The sequence below is a fragment of the Agrobacterium sp. SOY23 genome (genome assembly GCF_027212525.1).
Classification (GTDB): Bacteria; Pseudomonadota; Alphaproteobacteria; order Rhizobiales; family Rhizobiaceae; genus Agrobacterium; species Agrobacterium tumefaciens_I.
The window spans coordinates 765,365-790,246 of sequence record NZ_JAPWDT010000001.1 but is presented as its reverse complement, the minus strand read 5'-3'; the positions used below and the strand labels follow the sequence as shown (position 1 = coordinate 790,246).

At 59.5% G+C, this 24,882-nt stretch carries 29 protein-coding genes; 19 read left to right on the top strand and 10 right to left on the bottom strand.

The annotated features are described in order from the left end of the window. The first annotated feature begins 210 nt into the window (after window positions 1-210). The 4 genes from folE (at window position 211) to O3S81_RS03900 (ending at window position 2,851) form a co-directional block, all read left to right on the top strand. Complete coding sequence (folE, locus tag O3S81_RS03915; protein ID WP_003495569.1) at window positions 211-837, top strand: GTP cyclohydrolase I FolE; 627 nt, start codon at window positions 211-213, stop codon at window positions 835-837. Between the two features lie 124 nt (window positions 838-961). Then, the gene (gene hisI / locus O3S81_RS03910) at window positions 962-1,414 is read left to right on the top strand and encodes a phosphoribosyl-AMP cyclohydrolase (RefSeq protein ID WP_269341103.1); all 453 of its coding nucleotides are present in this window, start codon (window positions 962-964) and stop codon (window positions 1,412-1,414) included. A gap of 96 nt (window positions 1,415-1,510) precedes the next feature. After that, on the top strand, window positions 1,511-2,452 hold the full coding sequence (locus O3S81_RS03905) for a patatin-like phospholipase family protein (RefSeq protein WP_269341102.1): 942 nt from the start codon (window positions 1,511-1,513) through the stop codon (window positions 2,450-2,452). A 69-nt stretch (window positions 2,453-2,521) separates the two neighbouring features. After that, window positions 2,522-2,851: a hypothetical protein gene (locus tag O3S81_RS03900; protein WP_269341100.1), complete on the top strand. Its 330-nt coding sequence runs from the start codon at window positions 2,522-2,524 to the stop codon at window positions 2,849-2,851. 52 nt (window positions 2,852-2,903) lie between these two features. On the opposite strand, the gene O3S81_RS03895 is transcribed toward O3S81_RS03900, so the two are convergent. Together O3S81_RS03895 and O3S81_RS03890 are read right to left on the bottom strand one after the other, a co-directional pair. Further along, window positions 2,904-3,338, bottom strand: a complete 435-nt coding sequence (locus O3S81_RS03895) for a CBS domain-containing protein (RefSeq protein ID WP_269341098.1) — start codon at window positions 3,336-3,338, stop codon at window positions 2,904-2,906. A 156-nt stretch (window positions 3,339-3,494) separates the two neighbouring features. Beyond that, window positions 3,495-4,232, bottom strand: a complete 738-nt coding sequence (locus O3S81_RS03890) for a rhomboid family intramembrane serine protease (RefSeq protein ID WP_269341096.1) — start codon at window positions 4,230-4,232, stop codon at window positions 3,495-3,497. A gap of 353 nt (window positions 4,233-4,585) precedes the next feature. On the opposite strand from O3S81_RS03890, the gene O3S81_RS03885 reads away from it, so the two are divergent. The 4 genes from O3S81_RS03885 to O3S81_RS03870 all read left to right on the top strand — a co-directional run bounded on the left by O3S81_RS03885 (window position 4,586) and on the right by O3S81_RS03870 (window position 7,723). Further along, window positions 4,586-5,143, top strand: coding sequence for a PAS domain-containing protein (locus tag O3S81_RS03885; protein WP_269341095.1), 558 nt, complete (start codon window positions 4,586-4,588; stop codon window positions 5,141-5,143). A 181-nt stretch (window positions 5,144-5,324) separates the two neighbouring features. After that, on the top strand, window positions 5,325-5,942 hold the full coding sequence (locus tag O3S81_RS03880; RefSeq protein WP_269341093.1) for a PilZ domain-containing protein: 618 nt from the start codon (window positions 5,325-5,327) through the stop codon (window positions 5,940-5,942). A gap of 234 nt (window positions 5,943-6,176) precedes the next feature. Continuing rightward, window positions 6,177-6,731: a DUF1993 domain-containing protein gene (locus O3S81_RS03875; protein ID WP_269341092.1), complete on the top strand. Its 555-nt coding sequence runs from the start codon at window positions 6,177-6,179 to the stop codon at window positions 6,729-6,731. A 383-nt stretch (window positions 6,732-7,114) separates the two neighbouring features. Next, the gene (locus tag O3S81_RS03870; protein ID WP_003523403.1) at window positions 7,115-7,723 is read left to right on the top strand and encodes a transglutaminase-like cysteine peptidase; all 609 of its coding nucleotides are present in this window, start codon (window positions 7,115-7,117) and stop codon (window positions 7,721-7,723) included. Between the two features lie 246 nt (window positions 7,724-7,969). Here the strand turns inward: O3S81_RS03870 and O3S81_RS03865 are convergent, their stop codons facing one another. Further along, a complete protein-coding gene (locus tag O3S81_RS03865; protein WP_269341090.1) occupies window positions 7,970-8,404 on the bottom strand; it encodes a DUF1489 family protein in 435 nt (144 codons plus the stop codon). A 65-nt stretch (window positions 8,405-8,469) separates the two neighbouring features. Next, window positions 8,470-9,873, bottom strand: coding sequence for an L-serine ammonia-lyase (locus O3S81_RS03860; protein ID WP_269341089.1), 1,404 nt, complete (start codon window positions 9,871-9,873; stop codon window positions 8,470-8,472). Here O3S81_RS03860 and O3S81_RS03855 point away from each other — a divergent pair. Both O3S81_RS03855 and O3S81_RS03850 read left to right on the top strand, forming a co-directional pair. Continuing rightward, window positions 9,872-10,306, top strand: a complete 435-nt coding sequence (locus O3S81_RS03855; protein ID WP_269341410.1) for a hypothetical protein — start codon at window positions 9,872-9,874, stop codon at window positions 10,304-10,306. The genes O3S81_RS03860 and O3S81_RS03855 overlap by 2 nt on opposite strands. 222 nt (window positions 10,307-10,528) lie before the next feature. Next, window positions 10,529-10,879: a hypothetical protein gene (locus O3S81_RS03850; RefSeq protein WP_269341087.1), complete on the top strand. Its 351-nt coding sequence runs from the start codon at window positions 10,529-10,531 to the stop codon at window positions 10,877-10,879. A gap of 9 nt (window positions 10,880-10,888) precedes the next feature. Here the strand turns inward: O3S81_RS03850 and O3S81_RS03845 are convergent, their stop codons facing one another. Together O3S81_RS03845 and O3S81_RS03840 are read right to left on the bottom strand one after the other, a co-directional pair. Next, on the bottom strand, window positions 10,889-11,641 hold the full coding sequence (locus O3S81_RS03845; protein ID WP_442864859.1) for a phosphodiester glycosidase family protein: 753 nt from the start codon (window positions 11,639-11,641) through the stop codon (window positions 10,889-10,891). A 119-nt stretch (window positions 11,642-11,760) separates the two neighbouring features. Continuing rightward, window positions 11,761-11,922, bottom strand: a complete 162-nt coding sequence (locus tag O3S81_RS03840) for an entericidin (protein WP_269341085.1) — start codon at window positions 11,920-11,922, stop codon at window positions 11,761-11,763. A gap of 191 nt (window positions 11,923-12,113) precedes the next feature. Here O3S81_RS03840 and O3S81_RS03835 point away from each other — a divergent pair, with 191 nt between their 5' ends. Beyond that, complete coding sequence (locus O3S81_RS03835) at window positions 12,114-12,890, top strand: formyl transferase (protein ID WP_269341397.1); 777 nt, start codon at window positions 12,114-12,116, stop codon at window positions 12,888-12,890. A gap of 105 nt (window positions 12,891-12,995) precedes the next feature. Beyond that, window positions 12,996-13,916, top strand: coding sequence for a methylenetetrahydrofolate reductase (locus tag O3S81_RS03830; RefSeq protein WP_269341083.1), 921 nt, complete (start codon window positions 12,996-12,998; stop codon window positions 13,914-13,916). A gap of 44 nt (window positions 13,917-13,960) precedes the next feature. On the opposite strand, the gene O3S81_RS03825 is transcribed toward O3S81_RS03830, so the two are convergent. After that, window positions 13,961-14,899 carry a LysR family transcriptional regulator gene (locus O3S81_RS03825; RefSeq protein WP_269341082.1) on the bottom strand — a complete coding sequence of 313 codons (939 nt, stop codon included), beginning with the start codon at window positions 14,897-14,899 and terminating at the stop codon, window positions 13,961-13,963. Between the two features lie 238 nt (window positions 14,900-15,137). On the opposite strand from O3S81_RS03825, the gene O3S81_RS03820 reads away from it, so the two are divergent. Then, window positions 15,138-15,356, top strand: coding sequence for a hypothetical protein (locus tag O3S81_RS03820; protein ID WP_269341080.1), 219 nt, complete (start codon window positions 15,138-15,140; stop codon window positions 15,354-15,356). A 271-nt stretch (window positions 15,357-15,627) separates the two neighbouring features. Further along, window positions 15,628-16,665, top strand: coding sequence for a GlxA family transcriptional regulator (locus O3S81_RS26595; RefSeq protein ID WP_442864858.1), 1,038 nt, complete (start codon window positions 15,628-15,630; stop codon window positions 16,663-16,665). Between the two features lie 184 nt (window positions 16,666-16,849). On the opposite strand, the gene O3S81_RS03800 is transcribed toward O3S81_RS26595, so the two are convergent. Together O3S81_RS03800 and O3S81_RS03795 are read right to left on the bottom strand one after the other, a co-directional pair. After that, window positions 16,850-18,325 carry an NAD(P)H-hydrate dehydratase gene (locus O3S81_RS03800; protein WP_269341078.1) on the bottom strand — a complete coding sequence of 492 codons (1,476 nt, stop codon included), beginning with the start codon at window positions 18,323-18,325 and terminating at the stop codon, window positions 16,850-16,852. Continuing rightward, complete coding sequence (locus O3S81_RS03795) at window positions 18,322-18,594, bottom strand: hypothetical protein (RefSeq protein WP_269341076.1); 273 nt, start codon at window positions 18,592-18,594, stop codon at window positions 18,322-18,324. The genes O3S81_RS03800 and O3S81_RS03795 overlap by 4 nt, the downstream gene beginning before the upstream one ends. Window positions 18,595-18,683: 89 nt before the next feature. On the opposite strand from O3S81_RS03795, the gene O3S81_RS03790 reads away from it, so the two are divergent. The 4 genes from O3S81_RS03790 to hspQ all read left to right on the top strand — a co-directional run bounded on the left by O3S81_RS03790 (window position 18,684) and on the right by hspQ (window position 21,938). Continuing rightward, on the top strand, window positions 18,684-19,022 hold the full coding sequence (locus tag O3S81_RS03790) for a P-II family nitrogen regulator (RefSeq protein ID WP_003515720.1): 339 nt from the start codon (window positions 18,684-18,686) through the stop codon (window positions 19,020-19,022). 71 nt (window positions 19,023-19,093) lie between these two features. Then, window positions 19,094-20,503, top strand: coding sequence for a type I glutamate--ammonia ligase (gene glnA, locus O3S81_RS03785; RefSeq protein WP_003508040.1), 1,410 nt, complete (start codon window positions 19,094-19,096; stop codon window positions 20,501-20,503). 97 nt (window positions 20,504-20,600) lie between these two features. Then, on the top strand, window positions 20,601-21,521 hold the full coding sequence (locus O3S81_RS03780; protein WP_269341070.1) for a DMT family transporter: 921 nt from the start codon (window positions 20,601-20,603) through the stop codon (window positions 21,519-21,521). Between the two features lie 87 nt (window positions 21,522-21,608). Next, entirely contained in the window at window positions 21,609-21,938 is a 330-nt protein-coding gene (hspQ, locus tag O3S81_RS03775; RefSeq protein ID WP_269341068.1) for a heat shock protein HspQ, read from the top strand. Between the two features lie 102 nt (window positions 21,939-22,040). Here hspQ and O3S81_RS03770 read toward each other — a convergent pair whose 3' ends face one another. Beyond that, the gene (locus O3S81_RS03770) at window positions 22,041-22,697 is read right to left on the bottom strand and encodes an invasion associated locus B family protein (RefSeq protein ID WP_004442311.1); all 657 of its coding nucleotides are present in this window, start codon (window positions 22,695-22,697) and stop codon (window positions 22,041-22,043) included. Between the two features lie 306 nt (window positions 22,698-23,003). On the opposite strand from O3S81_RS03770, the gene O3S81_RS03765 reads away from it, so the two are divergent. Next, window positions 23,004-24,851 carry an extracellular solute-binding protein gene (locus O3S81_RS03765; RefSeq protein WP_269341067.1) on the top strand — a complete coding sequence of 616 codons (1,848 nt, stop codon included), beginning with the start codon at window positions 23,004-23,006 and terminating at the stop codon, window positions 24,849-24,851. Window positions 24,852-24,882: the final 31 nt, after the last annotated feature.

The window sequence follows — 24,882 nt, the reverse complement described above, 5'->3', positions numbered from 1 at the left end:
CAGTGAAGCTTTCCTGCCCTTCATTCTCATTATATGCTAACGAGCTTTCTGGACATCAAGCCGTGATCAAATTAACGGCTCCGATACCGAAAAAACAGCATCGGTCTTGCCAAAATGCTGTAAAACAACCAGATAGCAGCAGCTGCGAACATGAGTTCGCGATGAAAAACGAATTCAGGTGCGGCCTTTACCCGCATCGGGAGAGACGGAATGGATGCGATCGTGAAGAATTTCCCCGGCGCTGGCGCAAAACCAGACGTGGCCGAAGCTCGCCCAAGCCAGGCCGAAGCGGAAGAAGCCGTGCGCGTTCTCCTGCGCTGGGCAGGAGAAAATCCGGCCCGCGAAGGACTTCTGGATACGCCGAAGCGCGTCGCCAAGGCCTATCGCGAGCTTTTTGCGGGTTATGAGCTGAACGTTCAGGACGTGCTTGGCACGACCTTCGAGGAAGTCGGCGGTTATGACGATGTGGTGCTGGTGCGCGACATCCCGTTCTTCTCCCATTGTGAGCACCATATGGTGCCGATCGTCGGCAAGGCGCATGTCGCCTATCTTCCGGCCGGCCGCGTGCTTGGCCTGTCGAAGATCGCCCGCGTCGTCGAAATCTTCGGCCGCCGCCTGCAGACGCAGGAAAACATGACAGCGCAGATCGCAAGATCGATCGAAGAAACGCTGAAACCGCGCGGCGTTGCCGTCATGATCGACGCCGAACATATGTGCATGTCCATGCGCGGCGTAAACAAGCAAGGGTCCACGACGCTGACCACCAGCTTCACCGGCACGTTCAAGAACGATCCGGCCGAGCAGGTGCGCTTCATGACCATGGTGCGGAACCGCTAAGCATCGGACCGAAAAGTGTAGCGCGGGTTTCCTGAAACCCGCTGCCCAGACAAATTTTGGAGTGGCGGACTGATTGCATTGTCTCCGCCGCTCTGAAACCTTCCGCTTTTCTCCCGGGGTAGCCATGTCCATTTCGTTTCCGTCCGCGCCTGCGGACAAGGAAGTGCTCGAAAACGCAGGTTTCTTTTCGCCGAAATTCGATGCCCATGGCCTCGTTACCGCCGTGGTTACCGATGCACGCGACGGCGAATTGCTGATGGTCGCGCACATGAATGCGGAAGCCCTGTCGCTGACGCTCGAAACCGGCATCGCGCATTATTACAGCCGTTCCCGCGACAAGATCTGGAAGAAGGGCGAAACCTCCGGCAACCTGCAGACGGTGAAGGAATTCCGCACCGATTGCGATCAGGACGCCGTCTGGCTGAAGGTCTCCGTCGCCGGCCATGATGCGACCTGCCATACCGGTCGCCGCTCGTGCTTTTATCGCACCGTCGAGCTCTCCAACGGCGATGCTGTGACGAAGATCACCGACGATACCCGCCATTTCGATCCGGCCACCACCTATTCCGACACGTAAACGGGCCACCTTCCATCGGCCGCACCAATTTGCTACCAATATAACGGGTTCCAGGGATTTGGGGGGAGCCCGAAGGAACTGGCAGGGAGTGCGGTCATGTTGGGATGGGGAAATCGTCACAATCAGCTTGCGGCTGGAAATCCCGAAGCCACCGGCAATGAGCCGCCCGTCACCCAGATCGTCGACAAGCACCGCATTGCGCTCGCCCTTGGCGGCGGTGCGGCGCGCGGCTGGGCCCATATCGGCGTGCTGCGGGCGCTGGACGAAGCGGGCGTGAAGATCGGCATGATCGCCGGCACCTCGATCGGCGCGCTTGTGGGCGGTTGTTATCTCGCCGGCAAGCTCGACGAACTGGAGGAATTCGCCCGCTCACTGACAATGCGCCGCATTGCAGGCCTGCTTGACCTCACCATCGGCGGCGGCGGCCTCTTCGGCGGCATGCGGCTTACCAAGCGCATGCAGGAGCATCTGGAAGGCCTGCGTGTCGAAAATCTCGACCACCCCTTCATCGCAGTCGCCACGGAACTGCGCACCGGCCACGAGGTCTGGATCCATCAGGGCGATCTCGTCACCGCGCTACGCTCCTCCTATGCGCTGCCCGGCATTTTTGAGCCCGTGCAATGCAACGGCCGCACCCTGATCGACGGCGCGCTCGTCAATCCCGTGCCCGTTTCCGTCTGCCGCGCCTATGAGCAGGCGCTGGTCGTTGCCGTCAACCTCAATTACGATCTCTTCGGCCGTTCCGCCGTGGTCAAGCACGCCGCCTCGCCCTCGCATGGCGGCGTTGCGCCGGCTGTGGAAAGCCCGCCGCGTCCCGGCCTGCCGGGCGTCATGGTGCAAGCCTTCAACATCATTCAGGACAGGATTTCGCGCTCGCGCCTGGCGGGCGATCCACCCGATCTGATGCTTCATCCGCGCATCAATGATATCGGCCTGTCGGAATTCCATCGCGCCAGCGAAGCCATCGACCGGGGATATCAGGAAACACGCGCACGTATTCCGGAACTCGAGCGTATGCAGCAGGCGTTCCGGCGCTGAGGGCTCCGCGTCGCAGATGCCTTCAAGGCCCAAGGGCGGATCGACGAAACACCGGGCTGTGGTGAGATCATGTACTGGTATATCTCAATCCTGCCCCCAGCCGTCGAAAGCACGCTGTACGACACGAATCCACTGATCGAGTTTCTGGAAGGACAGCCTGAACTCAGGCGCACGAACCCCGTCAGTTTCGGGGCGGCGGACGGTCAGCCGTGGATCGACATCACCATTGTGAAAGGAACGGCTGATGGCAACTGGTCCAGCAGCGGCACATTCATTTCACAGTTTAATCGGGTTGAAATCGTCTGCTCTGATTATGAGCAGCAAAACTTCTATGTGGAAATATCGGCCAAAATAGCCGACTTTCTTGCATGGCGACTTATCACCAAGGGTGATGTGTGAGTCCCGGCCCGAGACTGAAGCTTTTCCAGCGGCCTGACGCCGGGACACAGGATCATCCGGCAATATAGGCCTTGATATGCTCGGCCTCGGCCTCGATCTCGCCGATCCGCGCCTTCACCACGTCACCGATGGAGATGATGCCGGCAAGGCGGCCGTTCTCTTCGACCGGGATGTGGCGGAAACGTCCGCCGGTCATGATTTCCATCAGCTCATCGGTGGTGGAGTTGTGATGACAGCGGATGACGTTCTTGGTCATGGCCACGGACACGGATTGCTGGAGGGAAACGGCGCCCTGGGCTGCGATGGCCTTTACCAGATCGCGTTCCGTGAAAATGCCGAGAACAACACCATCGCCATCGGTGACGACGACGGAACCGATCTTATGCGCATGCAGCGTTCCCGCCGCCTCGCCGATGCTGACTTCCGGACCGACAGTCACGACGTCCCGGCCCTTGCGGTCGAGAAGATCCTTTACGAATGTTGGCATGCCTTCCTCCTCTTTTCAGCGACCCGCAGCACGCCGCAGTCTCCCCTGGCGGTTGCAAATCATGAGATATGGTGCGCTGAGGTCCGCATGAATGCAATCCCGGATGGGACGCGCAAAAGCAAATTTGCGCCACGGCCGACAAGGAGCGTGATCGGCTTAACGTGACGGACGATCGAACAGGCCGAAGAACAGGAAACCCAGCAGGAAGCCGAAGACATGCGCATCCCAGGCGATTTCCCCGCCGACATCACCGAACAGCGGCACGCCCACCGCGATCAGCACATTGCCGAACAGCCACATCAACGTGAAGATCAGCACGGTGCGGTTGGCAAGCGCCCCGAAAATGCTCTGCCGCGGCATCAGATGGCCGAAGGAGGCGCTGTATCCGCCGCGCGCGGGAAAGGCAAAACGGCAGGCCGCGCCCATCAGCGCCGAGACGACACCGGAGGCCCCGATCAGGACCGTGACATCCCCCCAGTTCAGCGCCGCATGGCCAAAGGCCGAAACAGCCGCGGAAATGCACCATAACAGCACGAAGCGCACTGTTCCGATCCGACGCAGAACCGGCGCGCCGAAGGCCATCAGCCACAGGCCGTTAAAGAGAATATGCTCAACGCCGCCATGCAGGAAGGAATAGGTCACCGGCGTCCAGAGCCATTCCAGCCCCTGCTGGGAGAAAGGCACCGCGTAACGCAGCGGAATGAAGCCGAAGGTGAAAATGAACCAGCCATTGCCCTCCTCGGACAGAAGATAGGCGGGAACCACATAGGCAGCGACCAGCGCCGCCAATATGCCAACCAGCAGCGTCGGCAGGTTGAAGACGGGATTGTTCGTGTCGTCTTTCGGCTCCGGCGTTTCCGAAACCGGCGGCTGCTCGCCGTCCCCGTAGGACATGATCCCATCCCTGTCTTGGTAGAAATTTGCGTTCACCGAGCAATATAGGAAGCCCGGACGAAAAAAAAGCCGTCCCGCCTTTGCTGCGCGACGCCAAACCGCAACCGGTTCAAGCGGCGGGCCAGCGGGCGGTCCGGCTCGTCGGCGCGCCGCAAGATCATGGGGCAGCGCCAGTCAATTGTGCTGACGGAGTATTCCCCGACATGGCGGCACCCGTGCCACGGGCCATGCCACCGCGCAATCTCAACCCTTTGTTAACCTTAACAAATCCAGTTGGCACGAAAATCGCTACATCACCAGATACAGGCGTTCGGATGGACATGATGTCTCAAAAACGAACAGGGAGAGATGCTATGAAAAGCATGGCCGGACTGGACATATATGCCTATTGGGATGAATTGCGGGGCAGAAACCCCGCCCCCCGGCGCGAGGATATCGATCCCGCGAAGCTCAAACATCATCTCGGCGACCTTTTCATCCTGACGGACAAGGGAGAGGCCACGCCATTCTTCCGCCTTGCCGGCACCCGCCTCTGCGACCTGTTCGGCCGGGAACTGCGCGACCGGCCGTTTTCGGAACTGTGGCCGCGGGCAAATGCCACCTTCCCCTGCCGCGTGGCGCGCGGCATCTTGCAGCACCAGTTGCCCGTCGTCTTCGATGTCGAAGCGGAAGACGACCATGGCGCCTCGCCGCTGGCATTCGAAATGCTGTTATTGCCGCTGCGCACGGATGCCGACGCTGCCCAAAGGCTGCTCGGCGCGCTGCTTCCCGAACGGCCGCGTCATGAATTCGCCGCGCCCATCCATTGCCTGTCGATGAAAAGCAGCCGGTTGCTGCGCATGGACATCGCGCCGGCGGGGCATTGGACGGAAATGGAAGCAGCCGCGATACCATTCGCAGGAAGCATCTGACGGATTTCCCGGACTGCGCATGGCCGGGCCGAAAGATTTACGCCGCCCCGGAATCTCGAAAAATAGGTCAAAGCTGTAACGATATTGCCGATCAGAAAAATTGTAGAGATTAAACAATACAGTCTGTTAACTCGCGCAAGGTAGAAACTGACCGTCATCATTCAATAAAATTGCGCTGCCCATGTTTTCGTCCCGTTCGGTCAACACCGCCCAAATCCTGCGCCCGGTTGAGGAGCCTCACCTCGACGACGCCGTCCGTGTGTCTTTCACCGGCCGCCTGATGTTGCCCGACCATGAAGAATATGATTGCACCGCAACCGAGATGACCGCCGAAAGGGCGCAGTTCACCTGCCCGGGCATTGCCCGCACCGGTGATCGTGTCATCGCCTATCTCCAGCATATCGGCCGGATCGAAGGCACGGTGACATCGCTCACCGCGTCGGGTTTCCTCATCGCCATCAATGCGCCGGAGCGCAAGCGCGAAAAACTCGCCGCGCAGCTCGCATGGATCGCCAAACGGCAATTGCTCGGCCTGCCGGAAGACCGCCGCCATGACCGCCTGACGCCGCGCAACGCAAAAGCGCAGCTCGTTCTGGAAGACGGCGTGCTCGTCGCCTGCCGGCTGATCGACCTTTCCCTGTCGGGTGCCGCAATCGAGATCGAAAACCGCCCGCCTCTGGGTAGCCGGGTTCAGCTCGGCAAGAATATGAGCGGCAAGATCGTGCGCCACTTCATGGAAGGCGTCGCGGTCGAATTCGACCGGGTCCAGTCGCCCGACGCGCTGATCGAATTCCTCTAGGAAATTCCACCGGACACGGCGTGGTTTTACATCCGGAAAACGTGTAAGGTCGTGCGCGTGCAACGCTCCCGACAGGCCGTTCCGCCGGGCGTGATGTAACCTGACATTGGCGCGGTATTTTCTGCGCGCATTTGCACCAGACCATGGACTCATAATCAACAGGGTTCCCGGACGGCGGTGTGATTATCGGCACCTGTCCTTTGCGGCGGCGTTCGGCTCAAATGGAAAAAGCCGATGGTGACGACATTTTACGACCTCAGCGTTCCAACCTTCCTGCAGACCGTGAGAGCGGTCGGAGGTTTTCTCGACCGTGCGGCCCGGCATTGCGCCGAAACCGGCACCGATCCGGATGATTTCGTGCAGGCCCGGCTCTTCGAGGACATGGCGCCCTTCCACTTTCAGATCGAGGCCGCCTGGCACCATGCCGTATGGGGCGTGGAAGCTGCCAAAACCGGCGTGTTCGAACCGCCCGCCCTGGTGGGCCCCGTCCCCTTCACCGACCTCAGGGCCATGATGGGCAAGGCGCAAACGGCGCTGGAAGCTTTCATCCCTGATGCGGTCAATAGCTGGGCCGGCAGGGAACTGGACCTTCAGATCGGCCCCCGAAGGCTCCGCTTCACATCGGAAACCTTCATTCTCTCGTTCTCGCTACCGAACTTCCATTTCCATGCCGTGACCGCCTACGACATCCTGCGCATGCGCGGCGTGCCGCTCGGAAAACGCGATTATGAGAGACAATTGCGTACCAGGCCGGCCCAGATCACCGCCGAAACCGGCGGGGAAAATTAGCCCGCAAACATTTTTTCCGGAAAAAATGCAGTTTTTTCGAAGTTTTTTTCGGCGCTTTTCGGACTGTTCCAGCCTGAAACACCCATCCCAAAACGGGAAATCCGTGTCTCCAGCAGGCGTCGCCGATGGACCGCACAGGATCACGAGAATACCGCCGCACTGAAAACCGCTTTCAATACAGCGATCTAAATGGCTACCGAAACCCTAAAGTCCGGATGCGTAAAATTGTAATAAAATTTGCTTCAAACACGCATAAAAACTCACTCAAATACAGTTCAAAATAGCGGCTAATTTGCTGAAATTTAAGCTCAAATTGCGCCACGCAAATTTCCGCAGGGTCAAAATATAGCTGCGAATGTCTCCTCACCACGGGGAGATAAGCAATGAACAAGAACAACCGTTTCGTTTTCACTCTGATCGCATTCATCGTCAGCGCCTTCGCACATCAGGCCAGCGCATCGCCGGCCGCCGTCATGCGCGTCATCGGCAAGGCCAATCCGCCGATCGGCCACTATGAATTCTGCCAGACCTATCAGAGCGAATGCCAGCCGACCTCGCTGGACAACGGCCCGATGAAACTGACCGAAGAGCGCTGGAAGACGATGCTCGACGTCAACTACACCGTCAACACCACCATCACGCCGATGACCGACATGGAAATCTACGGCGTCGAAGAGCGTTGGGCCTATCCCACCACCGTCGGCGATTGCGAAGACTTCGTGCTCCTGAAGCGCAAGATGCTGATGAACAAGGGCTTCTCCGCCTCCAACCTGCTGATCACCGTGGTTCTGCAGCCGAATGGCGAAGGCCATGCCGTCCTGACCGTCCGCACCGATCGTGGCGATTTCGTTCTCGACAACATGCGCAACAAGGTCATGAACTGGTCGGAAACCGAATATACCTACCTGAAGCGCCAGGACACGGCCAATCCGGGCCGCTGGGTGAAAATTCAGGATGGCCGCGCCACCACTGCGGTCGGCGGCATCAACTGACGCCCAACCAACAAGAATACCGTCTCCCCAAATAAAAAGCCGGCTCCGCAAGGGGCCGGCTTTTTTTGTTTGCCGATAAACGCCTGACACCCGACGTCATCCTCGGGCCTGTCCCGAGAATCTAATCACGTCCAGCTCAATCGAAACGTAGCAGATGCTAGGGACAGGCCCGAGCATAACGGAGGATAGCTTTCAGGACGCCATCAACTCGGCCGGCGAAACGAGATTTCTTTCATCTATGGAATGTCAGAGCAAACCAAGCTCGGCCAATTCCCGCCGAAGATCGGAAGGCATGTCCTCCCCGCCTCCGCCGCCGCCGAGATCGCGGGGCGCCTCATCGTCCTTCAGGTAACGCCAGCCCTGAAACGGCCGCTTCGGCGCCGGTGAGGTTTCGATGACTTCCGGGCCGAGAATGAGGTCGCAGCGGGAAATACCGTCTTCGCCCTTGAAGGAGCGGATATCGAGCAGTTTCTGCCGCGCCTGCACCTGTCCCTTGATAACCCAGTAGAGCGAACCGCCTTCCAGCAATTCCTCGACCCGTTTCGGGATCATCCGGGTGGTGTGCACGCTATGCGGTTCAAGACCGGCTGCTATTGCAGTCAGGGAGCGATGCGCCACCCACTCCCTCAAATCCTGGAGGGAGTCCGCGCCGACGCAAAGTTTGATGAGATGTAGAGGCATGGTTCTATCAATGCCTTTTTGCGGCGGGCGTCAAGCATCTGCACGAAGCCTGCCGCCCTGCCCGCTCAGCACTCCACAACGTTGACGGCGAGGCCGCCGGTGGAGGTTTCCTTGTATTTTTCGCTCATGTCATTGCCGGTCTGGCGCATGGTTTCGATACAGGCATCGAGCGGCACGAAATGCTGGCCGTCGCCCTTCAGCGCCAGCGAAGCCGCCGTCACCGCCTTTACCGCGCCCATGGCATTACGCTCGATGCAGGGCACCTGCACCAGCCCGGCGATAGGGTCGCAGGTCATGCCGAGATGGTGTTCGAGTGCGATTTCGGCGGCATTTTCCACCTGCTCGGGCGATCCGCCCATGACTGCGGCAAGACCCGCCGCCGCCATCGCGGAAGCCGATCCCACCTCGCCCTGACAGCCCACTTCCGCACCGGAGATGGAGGCATTGTGCTTGATGATGCCGCCGATGGCCGCTGCCGTCAGCAGGAAATCGCGCACGTCCTCGACGCTCGCATCCTCATGGAAATGCCGGAAATATCTCACCGTGGCCGGCACGACGCCCGCCGCGCCATTGGTCGGTGCGGTAACGACGCGCCCGCCGGCGGCATTTTCCTCGTTCACCGCCATGGCGTAGACGCTCAGCCAGTCATTCGCCATCACCGGGTTCATCCGGTTGCTGCGCCATTCCGCATTCAGCTTCTCGTAGATGGAGCGGGCGCGGCGGCGCACCTTCAGGCCGCCCGGCATGATGCCATCCACCTTCAGCCCGCGCTCGATACAGCCATTCATGGCCTCCCAGATCTGGTCCAGCCGCTCGTTCAACTCCTCGCGGGTGACCACCGTTTCCTCGTTGGCGCGCTTCATCTGGGCGATGGTGCGGCCGGAGCGGGCAGCCATATCCAGCATTTCCCGGGCGGTCGCGAAGGGATAAGGCACGCGCGGCCCGTTATCGATGGTCTTGCCGCGCTGCTTGATCGCTTCCAGTTCCGTATCGGTCACGACGAAACCGCCGCCGACGGAATAATAGATGCGCTTGATAAGCAGCCTGCCCTGACTGTCGAAGGCGGAAAAGGTCATGCCATTGGCATGGCCCGGCAGCGGGTTCTTCTTGTCGAAGATCAGATCCTCGGCCGGACGGAATACGTAGGACGGATGGCCGGGCGGCGATACGGCGCCAGCCTCTTCGACCTTTCCGATAATCGCATCCATGGCATCGGGATCGACAAGGTCCGGCCGCTCGCCGGTCAGGCCAAGAATGACGGCACGCCCGGTGCCGTGGCCGATGCCGGTGAAGGCAAGCGAGCCATGCAGGCTGACCTTCAGCTGCGAGACGAATGCCCCCGCCGGACGCGGCCACTCGTCGCTGAGGATCAGCGCCAGAAAGCGGTTGGCCGCCGTCATCGGCCCCATCGTATGGGAGCTCGAAGGACCGATACCGATCTTGAAGACGTCGAAGACCGAAAGAAACATGAAATTCGTCCTGAATGATAATGGATTCCACCACCATCATATCCAAAGCCGCGACGGATCGCCACAAAAGAGCGGCAGCGGTTTGCGCAGCCGCGACATCCGGGGCCCGCAAACGAAAACAGCACGGTTTCCAAAGGAAAACCGCGCCGTTTCAAAACCCGTCATTCAGGAGAAGTGCTTATGGGCTGCCAAAAATGTACGTCAATGCGAGAAAAGCGGCAAAGCCTGCAAGTGCGCGCAAGGTGACGCCCCAGCAGGATTTCTGAGCGGTTTCTTCCATGATTACTCCAGCTATTCACTCTCCGGGGGATCTTCAAGACCCGGCCCGTGGAGGAAGCATTTATTAAAATCCGACGGCGAAGGCAAATGCAAAAAGCGGCTAAATGAAGGCGTTTTCGACAAGCTGCCATTCGCCCCGCGCATAGGTATATGAAAAAACAAGGCGTTAGCTTGAGGTCGTCATCCGCGCCATTTCAGTGATCGCCGCAATTTGGACTAAAGTGTAACCGTTATTTAAAGGTTTCGCACAAACCCCTGTTGAAAACCCCTATGGCCGGCACGTTTCGGTCGAACATCCGCATCCGGACTTCGCGCCTTGAAAGGCTGCCGCCTCTGCTTTATCGACGGAGGCAACGGCAACGATGCGAGTCACTCCATGCAGCAGGCATCCTCCTTTCCCGACCGCGAAACGGTCGCGTCGAAACTGACTTCGCTGACAAGCGAGGATAAGGCCTGGGTATTGCTGCTTATGGAAAACGCGCTGCAGGATGAAAACCTGCTGGCCGGCCTTAATCTCTATCTCGACCAGCAGAGCAATGCCCGCTTCCTCAACAGCCTGAAGCTGGAAGCGACCGGCGACTGGCTCGGCGGCAATGCCCCCGCCCGGCTTCAGATACGCCTCATGGAAACGGCCAAGGCCAGCCAGCACCCCGCCTATCTTGCCTTCCGCAAGGGGCTGACGGCATCGGCCGGTCTCGAAAACGCCTATCCGAAGGCGCCGATCTGATTGCCCTGACTAGTCCGGCACCCTGTCGACGACAGCGATGATCGGCCCCATGGGAAACAGCCCGTCCCGCCTGTTCATTGCCGGAATGTCGACGCTGGAAATCGTACCGTCGAGATAAAGCGCATTGGGCGCATCCAGCACATCCCTGAACAGGGTGGCGAAATCATAAAAACGCACGGTATTTTCCGAAATGGCGAAATGCACCATGCCGTCGCGGGAGATGCCGACACCGTTGCGCCGCTTCAGACTGTCGCTATCGGGCAGGAAACGCGGATGCAGCTTGCCGTCGATGACCAGCATCGGGCCGGACTGGGTGGCGAAATCGGGTTTCGGCGCCGCGGCCAGATAGGCCTCGGTCTCCAGCACGCCGGCCGTGGCGCCCTTCAGATAAAACACGCCATTCGGCAGAAGATGAAAATTGCCCCAGCCGCCACCGGTAATGATCGGCGCACGCTCGACACCGTTTTCGACAAAGAGCCCGACGGGGGAATAATCCGAATGGTACATGCCGCCATTCATGGCAAAGACGCTGAACATGTGCTGCCGCCAGAGCCCGGAGGAAAGATCGGCGAAGGAACGATATCCCTGACCGGAGACATGATCGCGATCATAAATCCGGATCGTGCTCCTGGCCGGATCGAAACTGCAGACGGTGTAGCGCCCGCCCGCGTGGTCCACGGTCTTGCAGAAATCCACCTGTCCGCCCGCCTCAGCCGAAAACGGCAGTAACAGGGGCAACAGCAGCTTTGCCAGTTTCTTCATCGATCGGTTCATGCCCACCCCGTGATTCTCGTCAGGGGAACATTCGCAGGGAAATTCGGTCAAAGAAAAGGCGCCACCCCTGTTTCAGAATGACGCCGGATTTTTAAGGGGAGATGCTGTCAGCGACGGGCGGCGCGGTCCACACTGCGGCCGGCGTCCTGCGTCGCATTCACGGCATTCGCCGTATCCCGGCCCATGCCACGAATGGTGTTGCCGCACGAACTCAAGGTTACGACGGTCAACAGAGCCACGAAAACGGTCGAAAGAATGCGTGTGATCATTTGAACTACTCCCCTATGGCTTGCCGTCCAAAGACAAGCACCGATGTGATATGCGTCACAATAACGTGAGTCCTGAAAATCGGTTCCAGCGCATTTCAAAAATTCCCGTCGATGAAAATTAACAGGGTTTTGAAATTTTCCGAGGGAAACTCGTCACTTGCATCATGGTTTGGGAAAAGTCCGTGGGTGATATGACTGACTTCAACAATCGGCTTCTGGTAATGACGGCGGGCGGACTGAACCCGAATGTCATGATCAACGCGCTGGCCGGGCGTTTTCCGGATATTCACGTCTTCCAGGAAGAGCCCGAAAGCAAATCGGCCATTCTGAGAAGGCGGGCGCGGCGGCTCGGCTGGATTGTCGCCATGGGCCAGATGGCGACGATGATCGCCTCCCGGCTCGGCAAACGCTTCACGGTTCGGCGCGGCAACGACATCATCGCCGAACACGGCCTTTCTCCCGACCTTCATCCCGCCATTCCCGTCACGCAATTCACCTCGCTCAACGATGAGAACTGCCGCACGGCGGCCAATCTGCTGAAACCGGCGGCGATCTTCACCATTTCCTGCCGTCTGCTGACACCGGCCACGCTGCAGGCCCTGCAATGCCCGGTCATCAATTTTCATGCCGGCATCAACCCCGCCTATCGCGGCCAGATGGGCGGCTACTGGGCGCTGGTGGAAAAGGACCGGGGCAATTTCGGTGCAACCGTGCATCTGGTGGACAAGGGCGTGGATACCGGCGCCACGCTTTACGAAAAACGGCTGAAACCATCACCTTCCGACACCATCGCCACCTATCCGCTGCTTCTCACCGCCGGTTCGGTCGATATTGCCGTCAGCGCTATCGAAGACGCCCTTTCCGGCAGCCTTGCGCCGCAGCCACCCTCTCCCGGAAAATCGGTGCTGCGCTTTCCGCCGACGATCTGGACCTGGCTGTGGAATGGCCTGACCAAACGGATCTGGTGAACGGATACGGGAAAACGGCGCAGGCCGGACAATCCGGCACAGCTTCGTCGCAGATGCAGGGCTGTCCTGCCGCAACGGGCAAAGACTTCGCCGAAAAACCGGTGCATGATAATGAAAAGGATCACGCACAAATTGCCCGATATTTCCACCGCCTCTCCCATTCCCGCCTCCATCGAAGCCTCGCCCGCGCAGGTGCTTGGCCCCAGCAGCCTTGCCGGTCTTTTTCCGCAGGGCGTGCGGGTCTATCTCACCGATACCGGAGCGGCATCACAGGAAAGGCTCGTTGATGCGGCGAGGCATCTGCGCGATCTCGGTTACGAGCCGGTGCCACATCTGGCGGCGCGGCGCATCCCGTCGCGTGCGGAATTTGAGGAACAGGTCAGGCGGCTCGTCGACGAAGCGGGCGTAACGGATGTGCTGGTGGTGGGCGGCGGCGTCAACAGGCCTGCCGGTCCCTTCGCAGCCAGCATGGACATGCTGTCCACCGGCATTTTCGACCGTTACGGCATAAAACAGATCGCAATCGCCGGACACCCCGAAGGTAGTCCCGATTTCAGCGAAGAGACGGCGATGGCCGCGCTGCAGCTGAAACGCGATTTTGCCGAAAGAAGCGATGCGACGATGCGCATCGTCACCCAGTTCGGCTTCGATCCGGCGCGTTTCATCGCCTGGGCGGAAGGACTTGCGGCATCAGGAATTGCGCTTCCGGTGCATATCGGCGTTTCCGGCCCGGCCAAGATCACCACGCTGCTGAAATATGCCGCGCTCTGCGGCGTCGGCAACTCCATCGCCTATCTCAAGAAGAACGCCCTTTCCCTGACGACCCTGGCCAGGGGCCATTCGCCGGAAAGCGTCGTCGGACCGATCGAGCGGCATTGGCAGGCCAATCCGCAAGGGCCGATCCGGCAGATTCACGTCTTCCCCTTTGGTGGGTTGCAGACATCGTCCGACTGGCTGGTCAGCCGCGGAAGCTGGCAGGCGAACGATACGGGCCGTGCCGCGCCTGCGGATTCGGTAGCCGTCTAAGGCCCTTCGGCGCGGCGGACGATGCCGCCGCACGACCATTTGGCTTATGCCGCCTTGGCGACCTCGACAAAGGCGTTGCGGATGCTCTCGGCCACCGCAAGAACGGGACGCGACGCCTTGTCGCCCATGATCAGGCGAATATCGAAACAGCCAAGCTCCGGAAGCCCCTCCTTGTCGCTCAGAATGACCAAGTCATTCTGCACATAGGATCGCGGCAGGGGTGCGATGGCGAGATCGGCGGCAATCGCGGCACGCTGCGCCATGGTATGGCCGCTCAAATAGGCGACACGGAAATTGCGGCCGCGCTTCTCCAGCGAATGGATCGCCTCCGACCGCCAGATGCAGCCTTCTTCCCAGATCGAAATCGGCAGCGGATCGCGTAGATAGGCCGTGCCGCATTTCGCACCAGCCCAGACGAGACGTTCGCGCATCAACACCTCGCCCGTATCCCGCAGCGGATGCGAGGCACAGTTGACGAGAGCGAGATCCAGCCGCTGTTCGTCCATGCGCTTATAGAGATTGGAACTGGAATCGATGGTGACATCGATCATGATGCCGGGGAAGGCTTCGGCAAAACGCTTAAGAATGCCGGGCAGCAGGCCACGCTCGCCAATATCCTCCGGCGCGCCGAGACGGACGACGCCGGACAGTTCCGGCATGACGAAACGCGACACCGCCTCGTTGGATAGCGCGATCATACGCCGCGCATAGGTCAGAAGCGTCTCGCCATGCGCCGTCAATGTCACCGAGCGGGCATCGCGCAGGAACAATGTCGTCTTCAACTGTTCCTCGAGTTTCTTGATCTGCATGGAAACGGCCGAAGGCGTTCTGAACACCACTTCCGCAGCGGTGGAGAAATTTCCCGTTTCGGCAATGGCGACGAAGGTTCTCAATATGTCGTTATCCAGCAACGGCAGCGGTTGGCGGAAAGTCACGGTCATGGCACGCACCTTCAAATATTTTGATTTATAGATGGATATCATTTCGTTTGATTGAATGTCAACAAGCGCGCACCATCCGGGACATCGATAAACGGGGTGGAATGAACCTCGTGGGAACGAAGCACTGGCGTGGCACGAACCGAAATGTTCCCCCTCGCCGCCGCCGGTCATTCATTCTCAATATTGATGAATGACATAAGATTCATTCTCTTGCCTGATGAAAGAGGCAGGCACATACCGAAGTCGTAAACAGGATCGTGGTTCAGGAAAGGATCAAGACATGACCATGATACATCATCTGCCAGTGACAAACCGCTCTCAGCACCATCCCTCGCCCAGCGGCTGGCTCGATCGCCTGTCGGACCATGTGTCGGCCCGTTACGCGGCATGGCGCCGTGAAAGGATGCTTCGTGCACTGGAGTCATTGCCGCCTGAAACATTGAAGGATATCGGATGGCCGACGACCGAAACCACCCGCATACACGCCATCCGCAAATGATGGCCACCCGATGGCTCGCAACCTCTGCATGTGTTGCGAGCCGCCACCGCCGCCCCTGAGTGACAGGGTCAGAGGCGCAAAATTACCTGCCTGTTTTGCATGCGACACATCGCCCGTTTTAAAGGCTTGTCGCAAAATTTGCATATTTCAAAAGCTATTTTTTGACAGCTCCGATTCCGAGGCGTATTTTTCGTTAAAGATGTCGTAATCAGGACATCCAGAAGACCAATTCCAAGGGAGGAATTGCGTATTCGCAACGGAGCACGGGCAAATGAGCAAGAACTCCCAGAAGAAACGCTCAATCGTCTTTTTTCTCATTCCGCAATTTACCATGCTGCCATTCGCCGCAGCGGTTGAAACGCTTCGCATCGCCAACCGAATGTTGGGCTATGAGGCCTATGAATGGCGCCTCTCCTCCCTCGACGGCCAGAAGGTCATGTCGTCCAGCGGCATCTGTCTTGAGGCCGATACCTGTCTTGCCGACGAGCGGCGCTACGTCAGCGGCGAGAACCGCCCGGAAATGGCAATCATCTGTTCGGGCATTGATGTGGACCAACACATCAACAAATCCGTCAATGCCTGGCTGCGCGAAGCCTATAATCGCGGCATCGCCATCGGCAGCCTCTGTACCGCCGCACATATCCTCGCACAGGCCGGCCTGCTGAACGGCAAGCGCTGCGCGATCCACTGGGAAAACCTGCCCGGCTTTTCCGAGGCCTTCCCGCAGGTGGAAGTTTATGCGGACCTCTTCGAAGTCGACAGCAACATCTATACCTGCGCCGGCGGCACGGCGTCACTGGACATGATGCTGAGCCTGATCGGACAGGATTTCGGCGAGAACCTCGTCAACCGTGTCTGCGAACAACAATTGACCGATCGTGTGCGCAGCCCCAACGACCGCCAGCGCCTGCCGCTGCGCGCGCGGCTTGGCGTGCAGAACAGCAAGGTCCTGTCGATCATCGAATTGATGGAAGGCAATCTCGCCGAGCCGCTGTCGCTGCTGGATATCGCCGATGCCGCCGATCTGTCACGCCGACAGGTGGAACGCCTCTTCCGGCAGGAAATGGGCCGCTCGCCCGCGCGTTATTATCTCGAAATCCGCCTCGACCGCGCACGGCATCTGCTGATCCAGTCCGCAATGCCCGTCGTTGAGGTTGCCGTCGCCTGCGGCTTCGTCTCCGCCTCGCATTTTTCGAAATGTTACCGCGAGATCTACAATCGCACGCCGCAGCAGGAACGCGCCGAACGCAAACTGCTGATGAGCGCCTCGCGAATGGCAACGGCGAGCCAGGGCAAGGCCGCACACTGACGAGGCGGCTGGTGTTTGCACAGGATCGAGCATGATCCAGTGCCGACCGGTTTAAGTCTCAAGGCAGGCTGCATTTTCGGCTGAACCCCGCGAGAAACAATGTCGTGCGCTTGTCCGGACATCTGAGCCGGACAGTAACGGGTCAAGTCAAGGTGACGGCCACCGGAACCCCATCATCCTGAATTCAACCAAACGGCCGAACCGCATGGGCAAGGTCTTCCGCCGTCATGCCGGCACCCGCCCTGCTGCCCGCCTCCCCATGCAGCCACACGCCGGCGGCAGCCGCTTCGAAGGCCGGCGCGCCCTGCGCGAGCAGAGCGCCGATAATGCCGGCCAGCACGTCGCCTGATCCGGCCGTGGCAAGACTTGCCGGCGCATTGGTGTTGACGAGAGCCCGGCCATCAGGCCCGGCAATCACCGTATCGGCCCCCTTATAGACCAGCACCGCGCCGCTGCGGGCTGAGGCGGCCTGCGCCTTCTCGATCTTGCTCAACGCCCTGTCTGCGGCAAGATCGGGAAACAGCCGCGCAAACTCGCCCTCATGCGGTGTCAGCACGAATTTGCCCGCGCCGGATGTGATGCGCTCGAACAGGCTTTCCGGGCGATCCTTGAAAGCCGTAATGGCATCGGCATCCAGCACGACCGCCCTGTCTCCAAGCAGGGACACGAATTGCCGTGCCTTTTCGAGATCGCCGAAACCCGGCCCGAGAACGAAGGCGCCGTGGCGCCGGTCGTCGAGCCACAGGCGCAGATCGTCGGCATCGTCCATGGCCGTGTTCATTACCGCCGTCAGCGTCATCGACAGCACATCGAGCGCTTTCTTTGGCGCCGCGACCGTGACGATGCCCGCCCCCGCCTTCAGCGCGGAAAGCGCCGTCATGCGGCTTGCGCCCGTCGCATGCGCGGGACCGGAAAAGACGGTCAGATGCCCGCGCCGGAATTTATGGGTCTCCATATCGGCATGGGGCATGGCATTCCGCCAGACCAGCGGGTCGTTTTCCGCAACCGATCCCGCATGGGCGGCAAGGATGCGGCCGGGTATGCCGATATCGAACACCTCAAGCGTTCCGCACAGTTCCCGCCCCGGCATCAGCAGATGGCCCGGTTTGCGCGCCATGAAGGTTACGGTGCGTTCCGCCCTGAATGAGGCGCCGAGAGGTACGCCCCGCCTGCCGCAGAGACCGGAAGGCAGGTCAACGGCAAGAACAGGTACGCCTTCCTTTGTCACCGCATCGATCACCCGGACAAGTTCGTGCGGAACATCGCGGGACAATCCCGCCCCGAAAACCGCATCAATCACCACATCGCCGCCGGCGGGCGCATAGTCGCCGAGCGGCAGCGGCGTCACCCCGCTCCGTTCGAATGCCACCCGCGCATCGCCCTTGAGTGCGGCCGCATCGCCGAGATGATGAACCGCAACCGCCGCGCCGCTTTGTACAAGCGCCCGCGCCGCCACGTAACCATCACCGCCATTATTGCCGCCACCGCAGAGCACGACAAAACGCAGCGCCTGCGGATAGTGCCGCAGCGCAGAAGCGGCGACCGCCTGCCCCGCCCGCTCCATCAGATCATAAAGCGGAATGCCGGATTGCCCGGCCGCCGCATCAATACGGGCCATCACGGCCGGGTCGAACAGGGAAAGGTACAGGAGGGATGTCATGTCCCGATCATCCCTTCAAAACGCCGGAAAGGCAATCGATACAAAAATAAGCAGATAGCCAAGTCCAAATAATAATCAAATGCATAAAATATAAACAAACAGGCATCGTTCCACTTACGCATTCCAAAATATTCAGAATTGCTAAAACAATAAGAATTCACAGAAATGCTGATGGATTTTTCGGGTTCCGGAGAGAAATTGGCTGGAAAACCGCCAAAACCGAATGCATTTTGTGTCGGAAAGCCGGGTGAGCGAAGTTTTTTCTTCACGCCCGCTTCCGATCTGGCACAATACGTGCATTCTTGTGGCAGAGCGGGAATAACCTGCTTTAACGGGAGAAGCGGAGAGATATTTTCTCATGAAAAAGATCGAAGCGATCATTAAGCCTTTCAAGCTCGATGAAGTGAAGGAAGCCCTTCAGGAAGTCGGACTTCAGGGCATCACGGTCACGGAAGCAAAAGGCTTTGGTCGTCAGAAGGGCCACACGGAACTCTACCGCGGAGCAGAGTACGTCGTGGACTTTCTGCCGAAAGTGAAAGTCGAAGTCGTATTGGCGGACGAAAACGCGGAAGCCGTCATTGAGGCGATCCGCAATGCGGCGCAGACCGGCCGCATCGGCGACGGAAAGATTTTCGTTTCCAATGTCGAGGAAGTCATCCGCATCCGTACCGGTGAAACAGGCGTGGACGCCATATAATCAAGAACGTCCCGAGCCGGGGAGGCTTGGGTTTTCACCTCGTCATCATCACACTCAAGGAAAACGTTTAAATGACGACCGCAAACGATATCTTGAAGCAGATCAAGGATAACGACATCAAGTTCGTGGACCTGCGCTTTACCGACCCCAAGGGCAAGCTGCAGCACGTCACCATGGATGTTGTCTGTGTGGACGAAGACATGTTCGCCGATGGCGTCATGTTCGACGGCTCCTCGATCGCCGGCTGGAAGGCCATCAACGAGTCCGACATGGTGCTGATGCCCGATCCGGCCACCGCCCATATCGACCCGTTCTTCGCCCAGTCCACCCTGGTCGTCCTTTGCGACATTCTCGACCCGGTTTCGGGCGAAGCCTATAACCGCGACCCGCGCGGCACCGCCAAGAAGGCTGAAGCCTACCTCAAGGCTTCCGGTATCGGCGACACCGTCTTCGTTGGCCCTGAGCCCGAATTCTTCGTCTTCGACGACGTGAAGTACAAGGCAGACCCCTACAACACCGGCTTCAAGCTCGACTCGTCCGAACTGCCGTCCAACGACGACACCGACTACGAGACCGGCAACCTCGGCCACCGTCCGCGCGTCAAGGGCGGCTATTTCCCGGTTCCGCCGATCGACAGCCTGCAGGACATGCGTTCCGAAATGCTGACGGTTCTGGCCGAAATGGGCGTCGTCGTTGAAAAGCACCACCACGAAGTGGCTGCCGCACAGCACGAGCTGGGCGTGAAGTTTGACACGCTGGTTTCCAGCGCCGACAAGATGCAGATCTACAAGTACGTCGTGCACCAGGTCGCCAATGCCTATGGCAAGACGGCAACCTTCATGCCGAAGCCGATCTTCGGCGATAACGGTTCGGGCATGCACGTTCACCAGTCGATCTGGAAGGGCGGCAAGCCGACCTTCGCTGGCGACGAATATGCCGGCCTGTCTGAAAATTGCCTCTACTACATCGGCGGCATCATCAAGCATGCCAAGGCCATCAACGCCTTCACCAACCCCACCACCAACTCCTACAAGCGTCTGGTGCCGGGTTATGAAGCGCCGGTTCTGCTCGCCTACTCCGCGCGCAACCGTTCCGCCTCCTGCCGTATTCCCTTCGGCTCCAACCCGAAGGCAAAGCGCGTCGAAGTCCGCTTCCCGGATCCGACCCAGAACCCCTATCTCGGTTTTGCGGCAATGCTGATGGCCGGCCTCGACGGCATCAAGAACAAGATCCATCCCGGCAAGCCGATGGACAAGGACCTTTACGACCTTCCTGCAAAGGAACTGAAGAAGATCCCGACCGTCTGCGGCTCGCTGCGCGAAGCGCTGGAAAGCCTCGACAAGGATCGCAAGTTCCTCACCGCCGGCGGCGTGTTCGACGACGACCAGATCGACTCGTTCATCGAGCTGAAGATGCAGGAAGTCATGCGTTTCGAAATGACCCCGCATCCGGTCGAATTCGACATGTATTACTCGGCCTGATCAGCCTTTCGGGCGCTCCCCGGGGGCGCTCGATCCATCTCGGCGGTTTTCTACGGAAAGCCGCCGTTTTCTATTCTGCCGAATGTGACATAAGCCCATGCCGACGAAGCCAGCCTCTCAGCCCACACGCCTCACGGACTGGCTCATCTTTCTGGCAGTGCCGCTCTTTTTTTCCAGCAATGTCATCTTCGGCCGGGGCGTCGTCGGCGAGGTCTCGCCCTTCATCACCGCCTTCATCCGCTGGATGGGCTCTACCCTCATCATCGCCCCCTTCATGATTGCCGACTGGCGCAACTGCCTTGCCTTCCTGCGGCGGAAAACGATGCTCTGGCTTGTGCTCGGCATTCTCGGCATGGGCATCTGCGGCGGCGTGGTCTATTGGGGCCTCACCATGACAACGGCCGCCAACGGCACGCTGATCTACACCACCTCGTCGCTGTTCATCATCCTGTTCCAGCGCGTCTTTCAGGGACGTCCGATCCGGAAACTTGAAGTGGTGGGCATGGTCATTGCCTTTGCCGGTGTCGCGGCCACCGTGCTCAAGGGCGATATCTCCGCTCTCAGGCACATGAATTTCAACATCGGCGATTTCGCGATTTTGACGGCGGCGATCGCCTTTGCCATCTATTCTCTGCTGCTGCGCGATCCCGCGGCGCGGCAGATGGCGTCCTTCAGCCTTTTCGGCCTGATCGCATTTTCCGGCGCGCTGGTGCTTTTGCCTCCGGCGGCACTGGAACTTGCCCAAGGCGGCATGCTGCCCGCCACCGGCGCGGCCTGGGCGAAGATCGGTGGCATCATCCTCTTCGCCTCGCTTCTGGCCTTTTATTGCTTCACCCATACGGTGCGCGTTTTTGGACCCGCCACGGCCGGCATCACGCTATACATGATGCCGCCGGTCTCGATCTTGATGGCGACGCTGTTCCTCGGCGAGACCTTCGAGACCTATCACGCCATCGGCATCGTGCTTGTCACCGGCGGCGTCATCCTCGCCACAGCACCGATCGGCAGAAAACGCTGAGCATGGCGGCTGACCGGCGTCAGAACCGCTAGGTCTTGATATTTCGCGTTCCGACACCAATTAGTATTGGGAAAGGAAGTACATGCCATGAAACACAGAAACGCAAAATTCACGCTGGGCGAGATCGTCCGCCACAAGGTGTTTCCGTTCCGCGGTGTGGTGATCGACGTGGATCCGGAATATGCCAATACCGAGGAATGGTGGAACGCCATCCCCGCGGAAATCAGGCCGGATCGCGACCAGCCCTTCTATCATCTTCTGGCCGAAAACGAGGAGACGGAATATGTCGCCTATGTTTCCGAGCAGAACCTCGTGCACGATGAAGACGAGACGCCGCTGAGAAATCCCAATATCGGCCGCATCTTCGACAAGTCGCCGAACGGCGAATGGCGCCCGAAAATGTCGACGGCGCATTGACGCCCGCCAGACATCTCCCCACCCTCCCAGGGGCATAAAACGCGCATAAAAAAACCGGTCTGTCGCCAGACCGGTTTTGTCATTGTCGATGCTTTGCAGCGATCAGGGCTTCGGCGCGCCCTTGGCGGCGTCCTGAGCGGCTTCCAGCTTCTTGCGGGCCTCTTCAGCCTTCTTCTGCATGCCTTCCTGCAGGCTGCGCTGGCTTTCGGCCAGCTGCGACTGGGTGATCGCCGGGCCGTCATAGGCGCCGGTGAAGCCGGAGAGCGCGATCTTGATGGGGTTCGGCGCGCGGCGGAAGTTGATGGAGGTGAAGACCACCTCGCTACCCTTCTTCAAGGAAGCGATCATTGCGTCCGTCAGCGGAACTTCGGCCGTGCACTTGTCGGGAAGGCAAACGGCGTAGTCAAGCTTCTGGCCCTTGCCGCCGTCGATCTGCATCATCACGCCCGGAGGAATGAGACGCGCGGTCGGAACGGAAACCTGCAGCAGCTTGCGGTTGACCTTGCCTTCAACGGTGATGAGGCCGACAGCGGTGATCATCTGGCCGTTCTGGGCGAGAACCACGTTCTGCACGACGCAGACATCGTTGTCTTCCTGCTTGGAGCAGGTCTTGAACCAGCCGAGCGGCGGGGCGCCAGCGCCCTGAGCGGCCGGAGCAGCATCCTGCGCCTGCGAAATGGCCGGAGCGGAAACCGCGCCCAGAGAGAGGACCAGAGCGGACAGAGCCGTCCGGGTGAATGTGTTTGCCTTGTGCATCATAAGAGTTCCGTCTCCTGAATGTCTGCCAGAACAGAACCGTTAAGACCCTGTTCGCCGATGGCGGTATCCTTCTGCCCGTTCAACTGTCGTTTAAATGAGGCAAATGCGTGACCCGTCTCTTCCGGCCACCCTGTTACATGCCGATCGCGGCGATATCCAGCACTTCTTTAACTTTTTCTTGAGCGGACCCAAGATTTCCCGCCCTTGCATGGGTCATGCAATGTCCGTGTGCTACATATCTGCCAGAATCATGACGATAAACGGGTCGTGACGCACATCGGACGGACAGTTAGACAGGATAATGACATGCGCAACCTTGCGGCCCTCATCCCCGCATTGTTCCTTTTGGGATCATCCCTGCTTCCCGCCGGGAACGCCCTGGCGCAACCGCTGCACGGCATCTCCATGCATGGCACACCGGAGCTTCCCGCGGACTTCAGGCACCTGCCTTATGTCAATCCGGACGTAAAAAAGGGCGGCCGCATTTCCTATGGCGTCGTCGGCACCTTCGACAGCCTCAATCCCTTCGTGCTCAAGGGAATGCGCACCACCGCACGCGGCGTCTGGGACCCGGAATTCGGCAATCTCCTCTACGAATCGCTGATGCTGCGCTCCAGTGACGAGCCCTTCAGCCTTTACGGTCTGCTCGCCGAAACCGTGGAGTGGGATGAGGAGCGCAGCTTCATCCAGTTCAACATCAATCCGAGCGCAAAATGGTCCGACGGCCAGCCGGTGACGCCGGATGATGTGATCTTCACCTTCAACCTCTTGAAGGAAAAAGGGCGGCCTCCGTTCAACAGCCGTCTGGACGGCGTGGCGAAAATGGAAAAGGTCGGTGATCGCGGCGTGCGTTTCACCTTCAACGACAAGGCGAACCGCGAAACGCCGCTCATTCTCGCCTCCTCCACGCCGATCCTGCCGAAACATGCGATCGATCCGGAAAAATTCGAGCAGGCAGGCCTTGGGCCGGTTGTCGGCTCGGGTCCATACCGAATCAAGACCCTGCGGCCGGGCGAGCGAATCATCTGGGAACGCAATCCGGATTATTGGGGCAAGGACGTTCCCGGTAAGGTCGGCTTCGACAATTACGACGAGATCAGCGTGACCTATTTCCTTCAGGTCACCACCATGTTCGAGGCCTTCAAGAAGGGTGATATCGACATCTATCCCGAAGGTGACGCCATCAACGGCACCTCTGATACGTCCCATTGGGGACAGGCCTATAATTTCCCGGCCGTGCATCGTGGCGATATCGTCAAGGACGTCTTCCAGCCGCGTCTGCCGACGGGCATGTTCGGCCTCGTCTTCAACACCCGCCGCGCCGTCTTCGCCGATGAAAAGGTGCGTGAAGGCCTGTCCTATGCGCTCGATTTCGAATGGCTGAACCGGAACATCCTCGGCGGTTCCTTCAAGCGCACCCAGAGCTACTGGCAGAATTCCCCGCTCGGCGCCTATGGCAATGCCGCAGATGAACGCGAGCTTGCCCTGCTTGGCGACGCGGCGAAGACCATGCCCCCGGAATTGCTGGCTGGCACCTATGCCATGCCGGAGACCGACGGCACCGGTGCGGACCGCAGGGTTCTGAAGATGGCCGTCGACAAGCTGAAAGAGGCCGGATACCGGATCAAGAATGGCAGGATGTCCGACGCCAATGGCCGTCAGCTCGCCTTCGAGATCATGACCCAGAACCCGGCGCAGGAACGCATCGCGCTTGCCTATCAGCGCTCGCTCAACCTGATCGGCGTCGCCATGGGCATCCGCTCGGTCGATGACGGACAATATCAGGCCCGCTCGAACAGCTTTGATTACGACATGATCATCCGCTCCCTGCCCTCCTCGCTTTCGCCGGGCATGGAGCAGCTGAACCGCTGGAACTCGCTTTCACGCGATGCGCAGGGCAGCTTCAACTATGCGGGTGCGGCCAATCCCGATATCGACCGGATGATCGAGGCGCTGCTGCAGGCGCGCTCGACGGAAGATTTCCAGGCGGCAGTGCGCGCCTATGACCGTCTGCTCGTTGCCGGCCACTACATTATTCCGCTCTATTACATCGGCGCACAGTGGGTCGCGCGCTGGAAATATATCGACCGTCCGGATATGACACCAATATCAGGCAATCAGAAACAGACCTGGTGGGATGCGCGGGCGCAATAGCCTGCCGTCGCCGGGTCCAGAGCAAGGAACT

Excerpts from the sequence above, each read along its gene's own strand:
- folE (WP_003495569.1), top strand. The coding sequence starts at position 211 with ATGGATGCGATCGTGAAGAATTTCCCCGGCGCTGGCGCAAAACCAGAC.
- hisI (WP_269341103.1), top strand. The coding sequence starts at position 962 with ATGTCCATTTCGTTTCCGTCCGCGCCTGCGGACAAGGAAGTGCTCGAA.
- O3S81_RS03905 (WP_269341102.1), top strand. The coding sequence starts at position 1,511 with ATGTTGGGATGGGGAAATCGTCACAATCAGCTTGCGGCTGGAAATCCC.
- O3S81_RS03900 (WP_269341100.1), top strand. The coding sequence starts at position 2,522 with ATGTACTGGTATATCTCAATCCTGCCCCCAGCCGTCGAAAGCACGCTG.
- O3S81_RS03895 (WP_269341098.1), bottom strand. The coding sequence starts at position 3,338 with ATGCCAACATTCGTAAAGGATCTTCTCGACCGCAAGGGCCGGGACGTC.
- O3S81_RS03890 (WP_269341096.1), bottom strand. The coding sequence starts at position 4,232 with ATGTCCTACGGGGACGGCGAGCAGCCGCCGGTTTCGGAAACGCCGGAG.
- O3S81_RS03885 (WP_269341095.1), top strand. The coding sequence starts at position 4,586 with ATGAAAAGCATGGCCGGACTGGACATATATGCCTATTGGGATGAATTG.
- O3S81_RS03880 (WP_269341093.1), top strand. The coding sequence starts at position 5,325 with ATGTTTTCGTCCCGTTCGGTCAACACCGCCCAAATCCTGCGCCCGGTT.
- O3S81_RS03875 (WP_269341092.1), top strand. The coding sequence starts at position 6,177 with ATGGTGACGACATTTTACGACCTCAGCGTTCCAACCTTCCTGCAGACC.
- O3S81_RS03870 (WP_003523403.1), top strand. The coding sequence starts at position 7,115 with ATGAACAAGAACAACCGTTTCGTTTTCACTCTGATCGCATTCATCGTC.
- O3S81_RS03865 (WP_269341090.1), bottom strand. The coding sequence starts at position 8,404 with ATGCCTCTACATCTCATCAAACTTTGCGTCGGCGCGGACTCCCTCCAG.
- O3S81_RS03855 (WP_269341410.1), top strand. The coding sequence starts at position 9,872 with ATGAAATTCGTCCTGAATGATAATGGATTCCACCACCATCATATCCAA.
- O3S81_RS03860 (WP_269341089.1), bottom strand. The coding sequence starts at position 9,873 with ATGTTTCTTTCGGTCTTCGACGTCTTCAAGATCGGTATCGGTCCTTCG.
- O3S81_RS03850 (WP_269341087.1), top strand. The coding sequence starts at position 10,529 with ATGCAGCAGGCATCCTCCTTTCCCGACCGCGAAACGGTCGCGTCGAAA.
- O3S81_RS03845 (WP_442864859.1), bottom strand. The coding sequence starts at position 11,641 with ATGAAGAAACTGGCAAAGCTGCTGTTGCCCCTGTTACTGCCGTTTTCG.
- O3S81_RS03840 (WP_269341085.1), bottom strand. The coding sequence starts at position 11,922 with ATGATCACACGCATTCTTTCGACCGTTTTCGTGGCTCTGTTGACCGTC.
- O3S81_RS03835 (WP_269341397.1), top strand. The coding sequence starts at position 12,114 with ATGACTGACTTCAACAATCGGCTTCTGGTAATGACGGCGGGCGGACTG.
- O3S81_RS03830 (WP_269341083.1), top strand. The coding sequence starts at position 12,996 with ATGATAATGAAAAGGATCACGCACAAATTGCCCGATATTTCCACCGCC.
- O3S81_RS03825 (WP_269341082.1), bottom strand. The coding sequence starts at position 14,899 with ATGATATCCATCTATAAATCAAAATATTTGAAGGTGCGTGCCATGACC.
- O3S81_RS03820 (WP_269341080.1), top strand. The coding sequence starts at position 15,138 with ATGACCATGATACATCATCTGCCAGTGACAAACCGCTCTCAGCACCAT.
- O3S81_RS26595 (WP_442864858.1), top strand. The coding sequence starts at position 15,628 with ATGAGCAAGAACTCCCAGAAGAAACGCTCAATCGTCTTTTTTCTCATT.
- O3S81_RS03800 (WP_269341078.1), bottom strand. The coding sequence starts at position 18,325 with ATGACATCCCTCCTGTACCTTTCCCTGTTCGACCCGGCCGTGATGGCC.
- O3S81_RS03790 (WP_003515720.1), top strand. The coding sequence starts at position 18,684 with ATGAAAAAGATCGAAGCGATCATTAAGCCTTTCAAGCTCGATGAAGTG.
- glnA (WP_003508040.1), top strand. The coding sequence starts at position 19,094 with ATGACGACCGCAAACGATATCTTGAAGCAGATCAAGGATAACGACATC.
- O3S81_RS03780 (WP_269341070.1), top strand. The coding sequence starts at position 20,601 with ATGCCGACGAAGCCAGCCTCTCAGCCCACACGCCTCACGGACTGGCTC.
- hspQ (WP_269341068.1), top strand. The coding sequence starts at position 21,609 with ATGAAACACAGAAACGCAAAATTCACGCTGGGCGAGATCGTCCGCCAC.
- O3S81_RS03770 (WP_004442311.1), bottom strand. The coding sequence starts at position 22,697 with ATGATGCACAAGGCAAACACATTCACCCGGACGGCTCTGTCCGCTCTG.
- O3S81_RS03765 (WP_269341067.1), top strand. The coding sequence starts at position 23,004 with ATGCGCAACCTTGCGGCCCTCATCCCCGCATTGTTCCTTTTGGGATCA.